Genomic DNA, 13,418 nt, shown 5'->3' on the forward strand with positions numbered 1-13,418 from the left:
CCGATGGTACTGCAGGGGGGACCCTGTGGGAGAGTAGGACGCCGCCGAACAATTCTTGAGGGAAACCCCGCACCTTTCGGTGCGGGGTTTCCTGCGTTTAGGGTCGAACCATGCGCTACGACCTCGTCATCTTCGACAACGACGGCGTTCTCGTCGACAGTGAGCCCATCTCCAACCGGCTTTTGGCCGCCTATCTCACCGAGCTCGGCCACCCGACCTCGTACGAGGACTCCATCCGTGACTACATGGGCTCCGCCATGCACCGGGTGCACGATCTGGTCGAGGAGCGGACCGGGCAGCGGTTGCCGACGGACTTCGACGACGTGTTCCACGCCCGGGTCTTCGCCGCGTTCGAGCGGGAACTGAAGCCGGTCGCCGGCGCCGTGGACGTCCTCGAGGAACTGGCCGCCGACGGGGTGCCGTACTGCGTGGCCTCGTCCGGGAGCCATGAGCGGATCCGGGTGGGACACCGCACGACGGGACTCGACCGGTGGTTCGACGACGAGCGGATCTTCAGCTCGCAGGACGTCGGCCGGGGAAAGCCCGCACCGGACCTGTTCCTGTACGCGGCCGAGCGGATGGGCGTGGCGCCCGAGCGGTGCGCGGTCGTCGAGGACAGCCCACTGGGCGTCCGGGCGGCGGTCGCGGCCGGGATGGACGTGTACGGGTTCACCGCGATGACGCCCGCCGGGAGACTCCCCGGGACCACAGGACTCTTCGAGGACATGCGGGAGCTGTACCCCCTGCTCTCACGGACCCGGAACTGAGAACGATTCATCTTTGACCGGACCTACCCACCGGTACCCCCGCGCCCTACGCTCGCCGCCATGACTGATGTGCTGCGGCGCGGCAGGTCCTCGCTGGCGTTCGCCTTCCTCGGGCAGGGCGTCGCCTTCGCTCTGCTCGTGACGCGGATCCCGGCCGTCCAGGACCGGTACGGGGTGTCCGACGCGCTGCTGCCGGTCTTCCTCGCCGCCGTGCCGATCCTGGCGGGCGTGGGGAGCGTCGCCACGGAGCGGCTGGTGAAGCGGGTGCCGCCGAGCCGGGTGCTGCGATGGTCCCAGCTGGTGGTGCTGCTGGCGCTGCTGGGCGTCGGAACGGGCGGGCACATGGCGGGGCTCGGTGTGGCGCTGGCCGCGTTCGGGCTGGCCGTGGGGGCGCTGGACGCGTCGATGAACATGCTCGGGGTGAGTCTGCAGCGGGCGTACGGGCGCAGCATCATGCTGAGTTTCCACGCCGCGTACAGCCTCGGCGGGATCGTCGGGGCGTCGCTCGCGTGGGTGGGGGCGCACGGGGGCCTGGCGCTGTGGGTGTCGTACCTGCCGGTGGTGCTGGTGCTGCTGCCGGCCGTGTTGCTCGGCAGCCGGTGGTACGTCGACGGGGACGAGGAGCCGGCCCTGGAGGCCCCGGAGGGCGAGCGGGCGGCCGCCGGCGGCCTCACCTGGCTGTTGCCGCTGTGCCTGGTGATGACGGTGGCGTACATCGGGGACTCGACGGTCTCCAACTGGAGCGCGAAGTACCTCCAGGACGTGCTGGGGGGTTCGGAGCAGCTGGCGACCGTCCCGTACAACGTCTACATGGTCACCACGCTGCTGGGGCGGGCGATCGGGGACGTCGGGGTGCGGCGGTTCGGGGCCGCGGCGGTGGTGCGGGCAGGGGCGCTGGTGGCGGCGGCGGGGTTCGCCGTGGTGGCCGGGGCGTCCGGCGCGTGGGTGGGGATGCTGGGGTTCACGCTGCTGGGGCTCGGACTGTGCGTGCTGGTGCCCCAGACCTTCGCGGCGGCCGGGCGGCGCGCCTTCGAGAGCGGCCGTCCGGGGGCTTCGGACGCTGCCGTGGCGCGGCTGAACGTCTTCAACTACGTGGGCTTCCTGATCGGCTCGCCGTTGGTCGGGGCGCTCGGCGAGGCCTGGAGCTACCGCGGGGCGATGCTCGTGCCGATGGTGCTGGTCCTGGTGACGCTCGTGTACGCCAGGTCGTTCGCCGCGCAGCCGGACCGATACGGTGACGGGCATGAGCGGGCGCGTGCGGCTGATGTGGGACGAGGCAGTGACGGGCTATGACTTCGGCCGGGACCATCCGATGGACCCGGTCCGGCTGGCGCTGACCCGGAGCCTGGTGGGTGCCCTCGGGCTCGACCGCGAGGTGGAGGTGGTCGCCGCGAAGGCGGCCGGGGAGTCGACGCTGCGGCTCGTCCACCGGGAGGACTACATCGGGGCGGTGCGGGCCGCGTCGGCCGATCCGGCCGCGGCGGACCGGTCGTACGGGCTGGGTACGGTGGACGATCCCGCGTTCGCCGGGATGCACGAGGTGTCGGCGCTGATCGCGGGGCAGTCCGTGGGCGCGGCGGAGGCGGTGTGGCGCGGGGACGCGCCGCACGCGGTGAACTTCGCGGGCGGGCTGCACCACGCCATGCCGGGCGCCGCCTCCGGCTTCTGCGTGTACAACGACGCCGCGCTGGCGATCGCCCGGCTGCTGGAGCTGGGCGCGGAGCGGGTCGCGTACGTCGACGTCGACGTGCACCACGGGGACGGGGTGCAGGCGGCGTTCTGGGAGGACCCGCGGGTGCTGACGGTCTCGCTGCACGAGCATCCGCGGACGCTGTTCCCGCAGACCGGGTGGCCGGAGGAGACGGGGGCGTCCGGCGCGCAGGGCGGCGCGGTCAACGTGGCCCTGCCGGCCGGGACCGGGGACGCGGGGTGGCTGCGGGCGTTCCACTCCGTCGTGCCGGAGCTGCTCGCGGAGTTCCGGCCACAGGTGCTGGTGACGCAGCACGGGGCCGACACGCACTTCGAGGATCCGCTGGCCCACCTGGCGGTGTCGCTGGACGCGCAGCGGGCGGTGCAGACGGCGTGCCACGAACTGGCGCACGAGTACGCCGACGGGCGGTGGGTGGCGCTGGGCGGGGGCGGTTACGCGGTGGTGGAGGTGGTGCCGCGGTCCTGGACCCACCTGGTGGGGATCGCGGCCGGGCGGCCGGTGGAGCCCACGACGGTGATCCCCGAGGGGTGGCGGCAGGAGGTGTACGCCCGGACCCGGCAGCCGGCGCCGCGACGGATGACGGACGGGCGGTGGCCGGTGTCCTGGGCCCCGTGGGACGCGGGGTACGACCCGGCGGACCGCCTGGACCAGGCGGTCCTGGCGACGCGGCGCGCGGTCTTCCCGCTGCGGGGGCTGCTGCCCTGACGGCCGTGCGGGTGCCCCGTTACGCCGACCGTGCGGTGTTCCGCCGTTTCCGGCCCGCCGCGTCCCGGTGTCCCGCACCATCGCTTCCGTGCAGACCACCGCCGAGCTCCGCGCTCATCTCCTCGCGGCCCGGCTCGCCGGGACCGTGGGCACCACGCGGGAGGAGAGCCTGCGGAGCTACCGGCTGTTCGCTGCCCGGGATCCGCGCCTGCTGATCGGTCTGGACCCCGAACGGGCGTGGGGTGAGCGAGAATTGCTCGCCCTGGTGGCGGACAGGTGCGGGGTTCCGGCCGAACCCGCGCGGACCTCCGGCCCCGAGGCGATCGACCCAGGACGGACCCTGGCCGCCCTGGACGCCTTCGCGCGGCGGCTGGCGGTCGCTGCGGAGCGTGGCGAACCGGTGCTGCTGGGCACCGGTCACCCGCACCGGCTGCTCGGTTTCTACGCCGCCCTGGCAGACGCCTTGTCGGCGGCGGGATGTGTCGTCCTCGCCCTCGCGCAGGGTCGCTGTGTCGACATAACGACCCGGTTCGGTCTACGCACCCACCACCTCGACTACGTACGGGGAGTCGGGCTCGTCCGGGGGCCGGCCGCGGAACGCTCCGGTGGTGAGCCCGGCGCACACACGCACTCCCCGCTCCCGGTTCGGACCGCGCTCGCCGCGGCGGCCGACGCCGGCGGGCCGTTTCCCGGGCTGCTGATCGGAGATCACGGCTGGCTCTGCGGGGCAGGTCAGCTGGGGTTCGAGGCCGTCGGGCCGGCCGATGTGAACGATCCCGCCCCGTTCGTCGGCGAGGCCGAGGGGAGCGTGTCCCTCGTCGTTCCGCTTGATGACGGTGTGCGGTCCGACGACTACCTGCCGTTGGCGCGCTACGTGCTCGATCGAGCGCGTCTGTCACAGTAGGCCGCCGACGGGTGCACCTCTTCCCCACTCGCATCACCCGCCCCTACATTGGGGAGTGAGCACGCAACGACGAAGAGTCACCGGAAGGGGAAGCCGGTGGCCGTCGAGTGCGGAAGGTGCAGGTGTGTCATGGCTGCAGCTGGCGAGAGGCCTCTGAACGAGGTTCAGTTCCTGACCGTGGCGGAAGTCGCCTCGGTGATGCGAGTGTCGAAGATGACCGTGTACCGGCTGGTGCACAGCGGTCATCTGCCCGCGATCCGGGTGGGGCGGTCCTTCCGCGTCCCGGAGCAAGCGGTTCACGACTACCTCCGCGAGAGCTACGTGGGGGTGGAAACCGTCTGACGGCGATCCGGGGAGGGCCGTACCGGGCACTCGCGGGCCTTCCCGGTCACCTCGATTACGACCTCAGCGCTCGGGCGGGTAGGCTAGCCCCTCGTAGGTCGTGTGGGCCCATGGCGCCCAAACACCGAGTGATGAGAAGTGAGCGAGGGTAGTCGTGGGCTCTGTTATCAAGAAGCGGCGCAAGCGGATGGCCAAGAAGAAGCACCGCAAGCTGCTCAAGCGCACGCGCGTCCAGCGTCGCAACAAGAAGTAAGCGGCAGCGCGAGAGCGTGTCCAGTGGCCCCCCACCGCACTCCGGTGGGGGGCCACTGCCATTCGTACGTCCGGGTCGTACGTCCGGGGCCGTCGTCACTTCGGGCATCCGGCCGTCACCACAGAGCGACGGCGACCCGGTAGGTTGACTGTCGGGAGCAGGGCGAGAGGAAGGCGCTGATCTTGGGAAAGGTCGTGCTCGTGACCGGGGTGGCCCGTCAGCTGGGCGGCCGTTTCGTCCGGCGGATCCTGCGGGACCCCGAGGTGGACCGGGTCGTCGCCGTGGACGCGGTCCCGCCGGAGCACCACCTGGGCGGCGCCGACTTCGTCCGGACCGACATCCGTCAGCCCACCATCGCGCGGGTGCTCGCCGAGTCGGGCGCCGACACGGTGGTCCACCTCGACGTGACGGGCACGCCGCTGGGCAGCGGCGGCCGCACCGCGCTGAAGGAGACCAACGTCATCGGCACCATGCAGCTGCTGGGTGCCTGCCAGAAGTCCCCGAACATCAAGCGGCTGGTCGTGAAGTCCAGCACGAACGTCTACGGTTCCGCGCCCCGCGACCCGGCGGTCTTCACGGAGTCGACCCCGCCCAAGTCGCTGCCCAGCGGCGGCTTCGCGAAGGACGCGGTGGAGGTCGAGGGCTATGTCCGCGGCTTCGCGCGGCGCCGTCCGGACGTCGCCGTGTGCGTGCTCAGGTTCGCCAACATCCTGGGGCCGGCCGCGGACACCCCGCTCGCCTCGTACTTCTCGCTGCCGGTGCTGCCGACCGTGTTCGGCTACGACCCCCGGCTGCAGTTCGTGCACGAGGACGACGTCGTCGAGGTGCTGCGGATCGGTGCGCACGAGCCGAGGCGTGCCACGCTCAACAGCGGCACCTTCAACATCGCCGGCGACGGCGTGCTGCTGCTCTCGCAGTGCTCGCGGCGGCTGGGCCGGCCGACCGTGCCGCTGCTGCTTCCCGCGGTCACCTGGGCGGGCTCGCTGGTGCGTACGCTGGGGATGACGGACTTCTCACCCGAACAGATCCGGCTGCTCACCCACGGGCGGGTGGTGTCGACGGACCAGATGCGCGAGACGCTGGGCTTCACCCCGAAGTACTCGACTGCCGAAACGTTTGCGGACTTCGTGCGCAGCCGCGGCCCCGGGCTGCTCGCCCCGGAGACGCTCGCGAGGGCCGTCGACCGGATCGCCGCGCTGTCCCTGCCGGGCAGCGGTCACCCCCCGACGCAGAGCGCCGACTGAGGAGCGCAGCAACGATGGCGGACGCCAAGGTCATTCCCTTCGACGACGACCACCGCCCCCGCGGGGGCGCGGCGCAGCGCCCTCCGCGCCGCCGGAGTGCGGGCGGCCGGCGCCAGGGCGGTACGCGGCCCGCGGCGGTCGGGGAGGTCCAGCCCCTGCCGGGCGTGGCGTCCGTGCAGGATGATGACCCGGTGACCGGTGAGGACGAACAGCCCCAGGAGCCGACCGCCGAGGAGCCGGGCGACGGCGGCCTGGAGCGGCGGGTCGCGAGCGGGCTGGCGTTCCTGCGCCGCCGGCTCACCGGGGACTACGACGTCGACGACTTCGGTTACGACGAGGAGCTCACCGCCCAGGTCCTGATGTCCCTGCTGCGCCCGGTGTACGAGAAGTACTTCCGGGTCGACGTGAAGGGCGTCGAGAACATCCCGTCGGAGGGCGGCGCCCTGATCGTCGCCAACCACTCCGGGACGCTGCCGGTGGACGGCCTGATGATGCAGGTCGCGGTCCACGACCACCATCCGGCCGACCGTCACCTGCGGCTGCTCGCGGCGGACCTGGTGTTCGTGCTGCCGGTGGTCAACGAAATCGCCCGCAAGCTCGGGCACACCCTGGCCTGTGCGGAGGACGCCGAACGGCTCCTGGCGCGGGGGGAGCTGGTGGGGGTGATGCCGGAGGGGTTCAAGGGCATCGGGAAGCCGTTCGCCGAGCGGTACAAGCTGCAGCGGTTCGGGCGGGGCGGCTTCGTCTCGACCGCGCTGCGGCAGGGCGCTCCGATCATCCCCTGCTCGATCGTCGGGGCGGAGGAGATCTACCCGATGATCGGCAACGCGAAGACGCTGGCCCGGGTGCTGGGTTTCCCGTACTTCCCGCTGACGCCGACGTTCCCCTGGCTCGGTCCGCTGGGCGCGATCCCGCTGCCGACGAAGTGGACGATCCAGTTCGGCGAGCCGATCCCGACGGACGGCTATCCGCCGGAGGCGGCGGACGACCCGATGCTGATGTTCAACCTGACCGATCAGGTCAGGGAGCAGATCCAGCACACGCTCTACAAGCTGCTGGTGCAGCGGCGGTCGGTGTTCTTCTAGGCGTGCCCCCGGACGCCGGGGCACGACTCCACGACCCGCGTACGACGTCGGGGGCGCCCTTCGCCGAGGAGGGCGCCCCCGGTCTCATCCCATGTCCTCGCTGTCGATGCCCAGGCCCGGGAGGAGTCCGGGCAGGAGGGGCGGGAGGGTGAGGTGGGGGGCGGGAGGTGAGGTGATGCCGCCCTCCGCCGGCGGTGCGGTGGTGGGGCCGCCGCTCTTCGCGGGCGGGTCGAGGAGGCCGCCGCCGTCGCCGAGCAGGCCGTCGCCCTCCCGGTCGGCGTCGGCGGACCCCGACGGTCCGGCCGTGCCGGAACCGCTCTCGCCGGAGGCGTCGCCGTCGGCGCCGGGGGACGGTGAGGGGTCGGTGCCGGACGACGGGGTGCCGGGTGCCGACTCGGAGGCGCGCCGCTTTGCACCGTCGTCCTCGTCGGCCGGGGGTCGGGGGAGCAGCGACCGCAGCGGGGCGACGTCTTCGTCTATGGCGTCGAACACCGACGAGACCTGTTCGCTCACGTCCCCCAGCTGCACGGGCAGCCGGTCGCGCAGGGTGCCCCAGGTCTGGCGGTGCGCCCGGGAGAAGGAGGAGAGCGCCTGCATGGGGCCCAGGGAGTCCGGGTTGCGTTCGTACGCCTCGCGCAGCAGCCGGTGGCCCTCGGCGGCGTCGTGCCGCATGCCGGACAGGGCGCGGCGGATCTCGCCGAGGGACTCGTGGTCGAGGGGGCCGCTGCGCTCGCGCTCCATCAGCCTGCGGGCTTCGCCGAGGCGGGTGGAGGCGTGGTCGAGGTAGATCCGGCCGCGCTCGTCACTGCCGTCGGCGAGGCCGAGTCTGACGTCCTCGATGCCGCGCTTGACCCCGTAGAGGGAGTCGCCGGGCAGGGCGTCGGAGCTGGCGGCGGCGATTCCGCCGAGGGCGCCGGCGGCGACGCCGACGGTGAGCCCGCCCGCGGTGAGCCCTTTGGCCAGTCGTGACCTCGGTCGCAGTCTGCCCAGCGGGGTCGCCCGGTGGGCGCCCCCGGACCGGCGCGAGCGCTGTCCGGGTACGGCCTGGTCCGTCGCCTCGCCCGCGGCGGTGCCTTCCTGGAGCATGGCCTCGAACGCGGCCACCAGTTGGGCCCGTTGAACGGCCTTGACCTCGGGGTCCAGCTCCGGCTTGGGCAGCGCGCCGAGGCCGGAGGCCAGCGCGAGCATCCGGGCCCGCTCGGTCTCCGCGGCGGCGGCCGGGGCCGGGGCCGGTCCTTCGGGCTGCTCGGCCGCGGTGCCCCGGTCGGACTGCTCCTCCAGGGCCCGGGCGAAGGCGTTCGCCCGCCGGTGCGCCGATACGTTCGCGATCACTGGCGGCACCTCCTCTCGTCATCACGGTCGGCTCCCCAGGGGGTCCTGGGGGTCCCCCGCCCTGAGCATGGCCACACGATCGAGTGATCGAAGTCGGTCAGGGGGCGACCACAGGGAGCCTGTATCCCGCACAACGAGCGGCGCGGCACTTGGGTTACGGACGCGGGACGGCCGAATGGGGAAGCCAACCGGGTTTCACACAAAGCGAGTTGGAGGCCGCGGAGCGTGTTCCCGTCGGTGGGCGGGTCCCGGTCAGCGGGCGTCGTCCGGGAGGAGCCGGGCGAGGGTGCGGACGGCCCGGTACTGGAGGGTCTTGATGGCGCCCTCGTTCTTGCCCATGACGCGGGCGGTCTCGGCGACGGACAGCCCCTGGAGGAATCGGAGCGTGACGCACTCCTGCTGTTGGGGGTTGAGTCGTCGTACGGCATCGAGGAGGGCGGCGTTGGACAGGGACTCCAGAACGGAATCCTCGGGGGAGCGCTCGACCTCGTTGGCGTCGAGCATCTCCCCGGTGGTGACCTCGAGGCGGAAGCGGCTGGACTTGAAGTGGTCGGCGACGAGGTTGCGGGCGATGGTCACCAGCCAGGCGCCGAAGTCGCGGCCCTGCCAGGTGAAGGTGCCGATGCGGCGCAGTGCGCGCAGGAAGGTCTCGCTGGTGAGGTCCTCCGCGGTGGCCTTGCTGCCGACGCGGTAGTAGATGTACCGGTGCACGGTGTCGCAGTACTGGTCGTAGAGCCGCCCGAAGGCCTCGGCCTCACCGGCCTGGGCGCGCTCGACGAGGTCCATCATCCGGGCGCTGTCGCTGTCGGCCGCGGGGCGGCGGGCGCCGGTGGTCGTCCTGGCGGCCGCGCCCCGGGCCGCGCCCTTGGCCGGACCGGCGGCCGCGGTGGAGGGGCGTCCCCGTCTGGCGACCGCGGCGGCGCCGTCGGCGAGGGCGTAGCACGGGCCGGCGGCGGGGGCGGTGGCGAACGCGGGGACCGTGTGCGCGGTGGGGACGATGCCGCGCAGCAGTTCTCGGGCTGTCGCGACTGTCGCGCGCAGCGTAGCCAGGCCCGAGGCGTCAACCCCGACGTGTGGGTACACGGGACTCCCAGAGGCAGAGCTTCCATCACGTGCAGTGCGGAACCGTTCACCCGTCGTAGCTGGGTTCGGGTACCGGATTGCGTCTGAGGAGAATAACGCTTCGTGCTGGCGCTGCTACACCGAGTTGCTCAAATCATCGATTACGTCGCTTCCGTAGCCGTTTGGTGGGCATGTGGGAGCGGTGTGTTGACCGGCTGTCGACCGGATCGGTTCGGTTTTCGAGTGGGTGTGGGGCCGGTTGTGGCCGTGTGCAGCCAAGAGGACTGAACAAGGGGGTTGCGGGGTACGGCAGTTGGATTGGCCGGGTTCGGGCGCGGGGTGGGGGAAGCGGTCCTCGGCGACCGGTTCGGCGGGGGTGCGGGGGCGACCGGGGCCCGTGCGTCATGGGGTGCCCGGTGGCGGGGCGGGTCGCGCAACCCGGCACCTGCGGGGCGCCTCCCCCCTCCCGGCTTCTCCTCCACTCCCGGCTTCGCTCGAGCGGGAGGGCCCCCGGCGGCACGACGGCCCGGGGGAACGGGGGCGTGCGGCTGTCCGCGGTCCGGTGCGGTGGGGCGTCAGCGGCGCTTGCGGTGCAGGGCGATGGCGGCCGCCGTGCCGCCGGCCACCGCGCCCACGCCCGCCGCCGCCGGGATGCCGACCTTGGCCGCCTTGCGGCCGGTGCGGTAGTCGCGCAGGCGCCAGTCCATGGTGCGGGCGTGCTTGCGGAGCTTGGAGTCCGGGTTGATCGCGTACGGGTGGCCCACCAGCGACAGCATCGGGATGTCGTTGTGGGAGTCGCTGTACGCGGCGCAGCGGCGCAGGTCCAGCTCCTCCGCGAGCGCCAGCGCGCGCACCGCCTCGGCCTTCGCAGGCCCGTGCAGCGGCTCGCCCACCAGTTTGCCCGTGTACACGCCGTCGACCGACTCCGCGACCGTGCCCAGCGCCCCGGTCAGCCCCAGCCGGCGGGCGATCACCTGGGCGATCTCCACCGGTGCCGCGGTGACCAGCCACACCCGCTGTCCCGCGTCGAGGTGCGCCTGGGCCAGCGCCCGGGTGCCCGGCCAGATCCGCTCGGCCATGTACTCGTCGTAGATCTCCTCGCCGATGGACTGCAGCTCGGAGACGCGGTGGCCCTGGACGATGGAGAGCGCCGAGTCACGGGCCTCCTGCATGTGCTCGGGGTCCTCGACCCCGGCCAGCCGGAACCACGCCTGCTGCCAGGCGAACCGGGCGAGCTCGCGGGTGTCGAAGAACTTCCGTTTGTACAGGCCCCGCCCGAAGTGGAACAGGGCCGCGCCCTGCATCACCGTGTTGTCCAGGTCGAAGAACGCGGCGGCCCGTTCGTCCCCGACGACCGGGAACTCCGCTTCGCGTTCGGAAATCTCCTGGGTGGACTTGCGTGCTGCCTCCGCCGAGGCCTCGCCTGCCAAGACGCTTCGCGCCGTGGCGGGGCGCCTACGGGGGGTGAGCCATCCGAGAGCGGCCATGGCGTGAGCATAGCCAGTCCGTCCGGCGGTTCCGGGACCGAGCGGTCCGGACACCGTGAACTGCGCGCGTCCGGGGTGTCGCGCCGCGCGGGACAATGGCCGTCATGAGCCCTCTCTTCCGCCGCAACACCCCGGCCGCCCCCCGGGACCGGCTCGTCACCCTCGTCCGCAAGCCCGGCTGCCACCTGTGCGACGACGCGCAGGCGGTGGTGGAGAAGGTGTGCGGGGAGCTCGGCGTGCCCTGGGAGCACAAGGACATCACCCAGGACCGGGCGCTGCACGACGCGTACTGGGAGCAGATCCCCGTCGTCCTCGTCGACGGCCGCCAGCACACCTTCTGGCGCGTGGACGAGGGCCGTCTCCGCAGGGCCCTCACCGACTGACCGACCGGTCCAAATCAGCCGGAAGTCGCTTAGGATCGATGGTGACGAGGTCTCGGGGGCGGGATTCACAGAGGAGAGTGTGCGGTTTTGCCCCCAGAAGAAAAGGGACGGTGGCGTTCGTGCGCCGGTTCCCCGCGAGTGCGCCGGGGGCGCGTGACCCCGGTCACGTTGGCCGGGCAAATCGGACACAATCTTTGTGCACGCGTTCACAAAGGCATAGCCTGCATGCGACGGGGCGGTCCGGGGACGTATGACCTGACGTATGACCGCCTGAAGCCCCGCTCTACCCGCAGGAGCACCGTGGCAACTGGCCGAACTCACCGACCGGCGACCCGTAGCCGAGGGATTCCCGAGGCCACCGTCGCCCGCCTTCCGCTGTACCTCCGCGCCCTCACCGCGCTCTCCGAGCGCTCGGTGCCCACGGTCTCCTCGGAGGAACTGGCGGCCGCCGCGGGGGTCAACTCCGCGAAGCTGCGCAAGGACTTCTCCTACCTGGGCTCGTACGGGACCAGGGGCGTCGGCTACGACGTCGAGTACCTCGTCTACCAGATCTCCCGCGAGCTCGGCCTGACCCAGGACTGGCCGGTCGTGATCGTCGGCATCGGCAACCTCGGCGCCGCCCTCGCCAACTACGGCGGGTTCGCCTCCCGTGGTTTCCGGGTCGCCGCGCTGATCGACGCCGACCCCGCGATGGCCGGCAAGCCCGTCGCCGGGATCCCGGTGCAGCACACCGACGAGCTCGAGGCGATCATCCGGGACAACGGCGTGTCGATCGGCGTGATCGCGACCCCCGCCGGCGCCGCCCAGCAGGTCTGCGACCGTCTCGTGGCCGCCGGCGTCACCTCCATCCTGAACTTCGCGCCGACCGTGCTGACCGTCCCGGACGGGGTCGACGTGCGCAAGGTGGACCTCTCCATCGAGCTGCAGATCCTCGCCTTCCACGAGCAGCGCAAGGCCGGCGAGGAGGCCGCGGCCGAGACCACCGCCGTCCCGGCCGCCACCCGCCAGGAGAACACCACCGACCAGGGGCCCGACGGGGACGTCCCCGCCGTGATGCCGGCATGAGCCTCCTCGTCGTCGGACTGAGCCACCGCAGCGCGCCGGTCAGCGTGCTGGAGCGGGCCTCGCTGAGCGCGGACGCGCAGACCAAGCTGCTGCAGGACACGGTCGCCGCGGAGCCCGCCGCCGAGGGCGCGGTCCTCGCCACCTGCAACCGCATCGAGCTCTACGCCGACGTGGACAAGTTCCACGCGGGTGTCGCCGAGCTGTCCACGCTGCTCGCCCAGCACAGCGGGGTCGGCCTGGAGGAGCTCACTCCCTATCTCTACGTGCACTACGAGGACCGGGCCGTCCACCACCTGTTCTCGGTGGCCTGCGGACTGGACTCGATGGTCGTGGGCGAGGGCCAGATCCTCGGCCAGATCAAGGACGCGCTCGCCCGCGCCCAGGAACTGCACACCGCCGGGCGGCTGCTGAACGACCTGTTCCAGCAGGCGCTGCGGGTCGGCAAGCGGGCCCACTCCGAGACCGGCATCGACCGCGCCGGGCAGTCCCTGGTCACCTTCGGCCTGGAGCAGCTGGCCGCCGGCGCGCCCGTCGAGACCTGGGCCCGGGGCAAGAAGGCCCTGGTCATCGGCGCCGGTTCGATGTCCTCGCTGGCCGCGGCCACGCTCGCGCGGGTCGGTGTCGGCGAGGTGGTGATCGCCAACCGCACGCCCGAGCGCGCCGAGCGCCTCGCGCACCTGCTCGAGGAGCAGTACGGACGGGGTCGCGCCGAGGGCGACGGCACGGACGTGCTGGCCCGCGCGGTCCCGATGGGCTCGGTGCCGTTCGAGCTGACACGTGCCGACGTCGTCGTCTCCTGCACCGGCGCGACGGGGCTGGTCCTCACGGCCGACGCCGTCGCCGCGGGGGTCGGGGACCGGGTCGGCGCGCAGCCGGCCGCCGCACCCGCGCGGACCGAGGAGGCCCCGCTGCCGCCCACCTCCGTGGGCGCGGAGGAGGGCTGCCCGCTGGACCTGTCCGCCGTGCGGCCCGGTTTCTCCGTGATGGGGGAGGCCGCCGTCGCCGGCATGGACGCGGCGACGCTGGAGCAGCACGCCGCGTGGGCCGCGGGGACGACCGTCGACCGCCGCCGGACCGG

14 protein-coding genes are annotated in these 13,418 nt (G+C 72.5%); 11 read left to right on the top strand and 3 right to left on the bottom strand.

Annotation, left to right across the window (positions count from 1 at the left end; translation table 11 throughout):
• Positions 1-110: 110 nt before the first annotated feature.
• From ABTY20_RS33400 to ABTY20_RS33435, 8 genes are all read left to right on the top strand, one after another.
• On the top strand, positions 111-767 hold the full coding sequence (locus tag ABTY20_RS33400; RefSeq protein ID WP_352000899.1) for an HAD family hydrolase: 657 nt from the start codon (positions 111-113) through the stop codon (positions 765-767).
• A 60-nt stretch (positions 768-827) separates the two neighbouring features.
• Positions 828-2,060: an MFS transporter gene (locus ABTY20_RS33405; RefSeq protein WP_352000900.1), complete on the top strand. Its 1,233-nt coding sequence runs from the start codon at positions 828-830 to the stop codon at positions 2,058-2,060.
• Entirely contained in the window at positions 2,011-3,183 is a 1,173-nt protein-coding gene (locus tag ABTY20_RS33410) for an acetoin utilization protein AcuC (RefSeq protein ID WP_352000901.1), read from the top strand. The genes ABTY20_RS33405 and ABTY20_RS33410 overlap by 50 nt, the downstream gene beginning before the upstream one ends.
• Before the next feature lie 88 nt (positions 3,184-3,271).
• On the top strand, positions 3,272-4,087 hold the full coding sequence (locus ABTY20_RS33415; RefSeq protein ID WP_352000902.1) for a phosphatase: 816 nt from the start codon (positions 3,272-3,274) through the stop codon (positions 4,085-4,087).
• Positions 4,088-4,216: 129 nt separating this feature from the next.
• Positions 4,217-4,429, top strand: a complete 213-nt coding sequence (locus ABTY20_RS33420) for a helix-turn-helix domain-containing protein (protein WP_352000903.1) — start codon at positions 4,217-4,219, stop codon at positions 4,427-4,429.
• 154 nt (positions 4,430-4,583) lie between these two features.
• Positions 4,584-4,682, top strand: a complete 99-nt coding sequence (locus ABTY20_RS33425) for a 30S ribosomal protein bS22 (RefSeq protein ID WP_003948845.1) — start codon at positions 4,584-4,586, stop codon at positions 4,680-4,682.
• A 182-nt stretch (positions 4,683-4,864) separates the two neighbouring features.
• A complete protein-coding gene (locus ABTY20_RS33430; protein ID WP_352000904.1) occupies positions 4,865-5,926 on the top strand; it encodes an NAD-dependent epimerase/dehydratase family protein in 1,062 nt (353 codons plus the stop codon).
• A gap of 14 nt (positions 5,927-5,940) precedes the next feature.
• The gene (locus ABTY20_RS33435; protein ID WP_352000905.1) at positions 5,941-7,011 is read left to right on the top strand and encodes a 1-acyl-sn-glycerol-3-phosphate acyltransferase; all 1,071 of its coding nucleotides are present in this window, start codon (positions 5,941-5,943) and stop codon (positions 7,009-7,011) included.
• A gap of 84 nt (positions 7,012-7,095) precedes the next feature.
• Here ABTY20_RS33435 and ABTY20_RS33440 read toward each other — a convergent pair whose 3' ends face one another.
• The 3 genes from ABTY20_RS33440 to ABTY20_RS33450 form a co-directional block, all read right to left on the bottom strand.
• A complete protein-coding gene (locus ABTY20_RS33440; RefSeq protein ID WP_352000906.1) occupies positions 7,096-8,343 on the bottom strand; it encodes a DUF5667 domain-containing protein in 1,248 nt (415 codons plus the stop codon).
• Between the two features lie 252 nt (positions 8,344-8,595).
• A complete protein-coding gene (locus ABTY20_RS33445; protein ID WP_352000907.1) occupies positions 8,596-9,426 on the bottom strand; it encodes an ECF subfamily RNA polymerase sigma factor, BldN family in 831 nt (276 codons plus the stop codon).
• A 554-nt stretch (positions 9,427-9,980) separates the two neighbouring features.
• Positions 9,981-10,892 carry an HAD family hydrolase gene (locus ABTY20_RS33450; protein ID WP_352000908.1) on the bottom strand — a complete coding sequence of 304 codons (912 nt, stop codon included), beginning with the start codon at positions 10,890-10,892 and terminating at the stop codon, positions 9,981-9,983.
• A gap of 104 nt (positions 10,893-10,996) precedes the next feature.
• Between ABTY20_RS33450 and ABTY20_RS33455 the strand changes: the two genes are divergently transcribed.
• From ABTY20_RS33455 to hemA, 3 genes are all read left to right on the top strand, one after another.
• On the top strand, positions 10,997-11,275 hold the full coding sequence (locus tag ABTY20_RS33455; RefSeq protein WP_352000909.1) for a glutaredoxin family protein: 279 nt from the start codon (positions 10,997-10,999) through the stop codon (positions 11,273-11,275).
• A 300-nt stretch (positions 11,276-11,575) separates the two neighbouring features.
• On the top strand, positions 11,576-12,340 hold the full coding sequence (locus tag ABTY20_RS33460; RefSeq protein WP_352000910.1) for a redox-sensing transcriptional repressor Rex: 765 nt from the start codon (positions 11,576-11,578) through the stop codon (positions 12,338-12,340).
• Positions 12,337-13,418 (top strand): glutamyl-tRNA reductase (hemA, locus tag ABTY20_RS33465; protein ID WP_352000911.1); only part of this gene is annotated, 1,082 nt, incomplete at its 3' end. The genes ABTY20_RS33460 and hemA, both read left to right, overlap by 4 nt.

Source organism: Streptomyces sp. NPDC126497, from assembly GCF_040302425.1.
Taxonomy (GTDB): domain Bacteria; phylum Actinomycetota; class Actinomycetes; order Streptomycetales; family Streptomycetaceae; genus Streptomyces.

Bases quoted from the DNA above. Each gene is read 5' to 3' on its own strand.
- ABTY20_RS33400 (WP_352000899.1), top strand. From the start codon at position 111: ATGCGCTACGACCTCGTCATCTTCGACAACGACGGCGTTCTCGTCGAC.
- ABTY20_RS33405 (WP_352000900.1), top strand. From the start codon at position 828: ATGACTGATGTGCTGCGGCGCGGCAGGTCCTCGCTGGCGTTCGCCTTC.
- ABTY20_RS33410 (WP_352000901.1), top strand. From the start codon at position 2,011: ATGAGCGGGCGCGTGCGGCTGATGTGGGACGAGGCAGTGACGGGCTAT.
- ABTY20_RS33420 (WP_352000903.1), top strand. From the start codon at position 4,217: ATGGCTGCAGCTGGCGAGAGGCCTCTGAACGAGGTTCAGTTCCTGACC.
- ABTY20_RS33435 (WP_352000905.1), top strand. From the start codon at position 5,941: ATGGCGGACGCCAAGGTCATTCCCTTCGACGACGACCACCGCCCCCGC.
- ABTY20_RS33450 (WP_352000908.1), bottom strand. From the start codon at position 10,892: ATGGCCGCTCTCGGATGGCTCACCCCCCGTAGGCGCCCCGCCACGGCG.
- ABTY20_RS33455 (WP_352000909.1), top strand. From the start codon at position 10,997: ATGAGCCCTCTCTTCCGCCGCAACACCCCGGCCGCCCCCCGGGACCGG.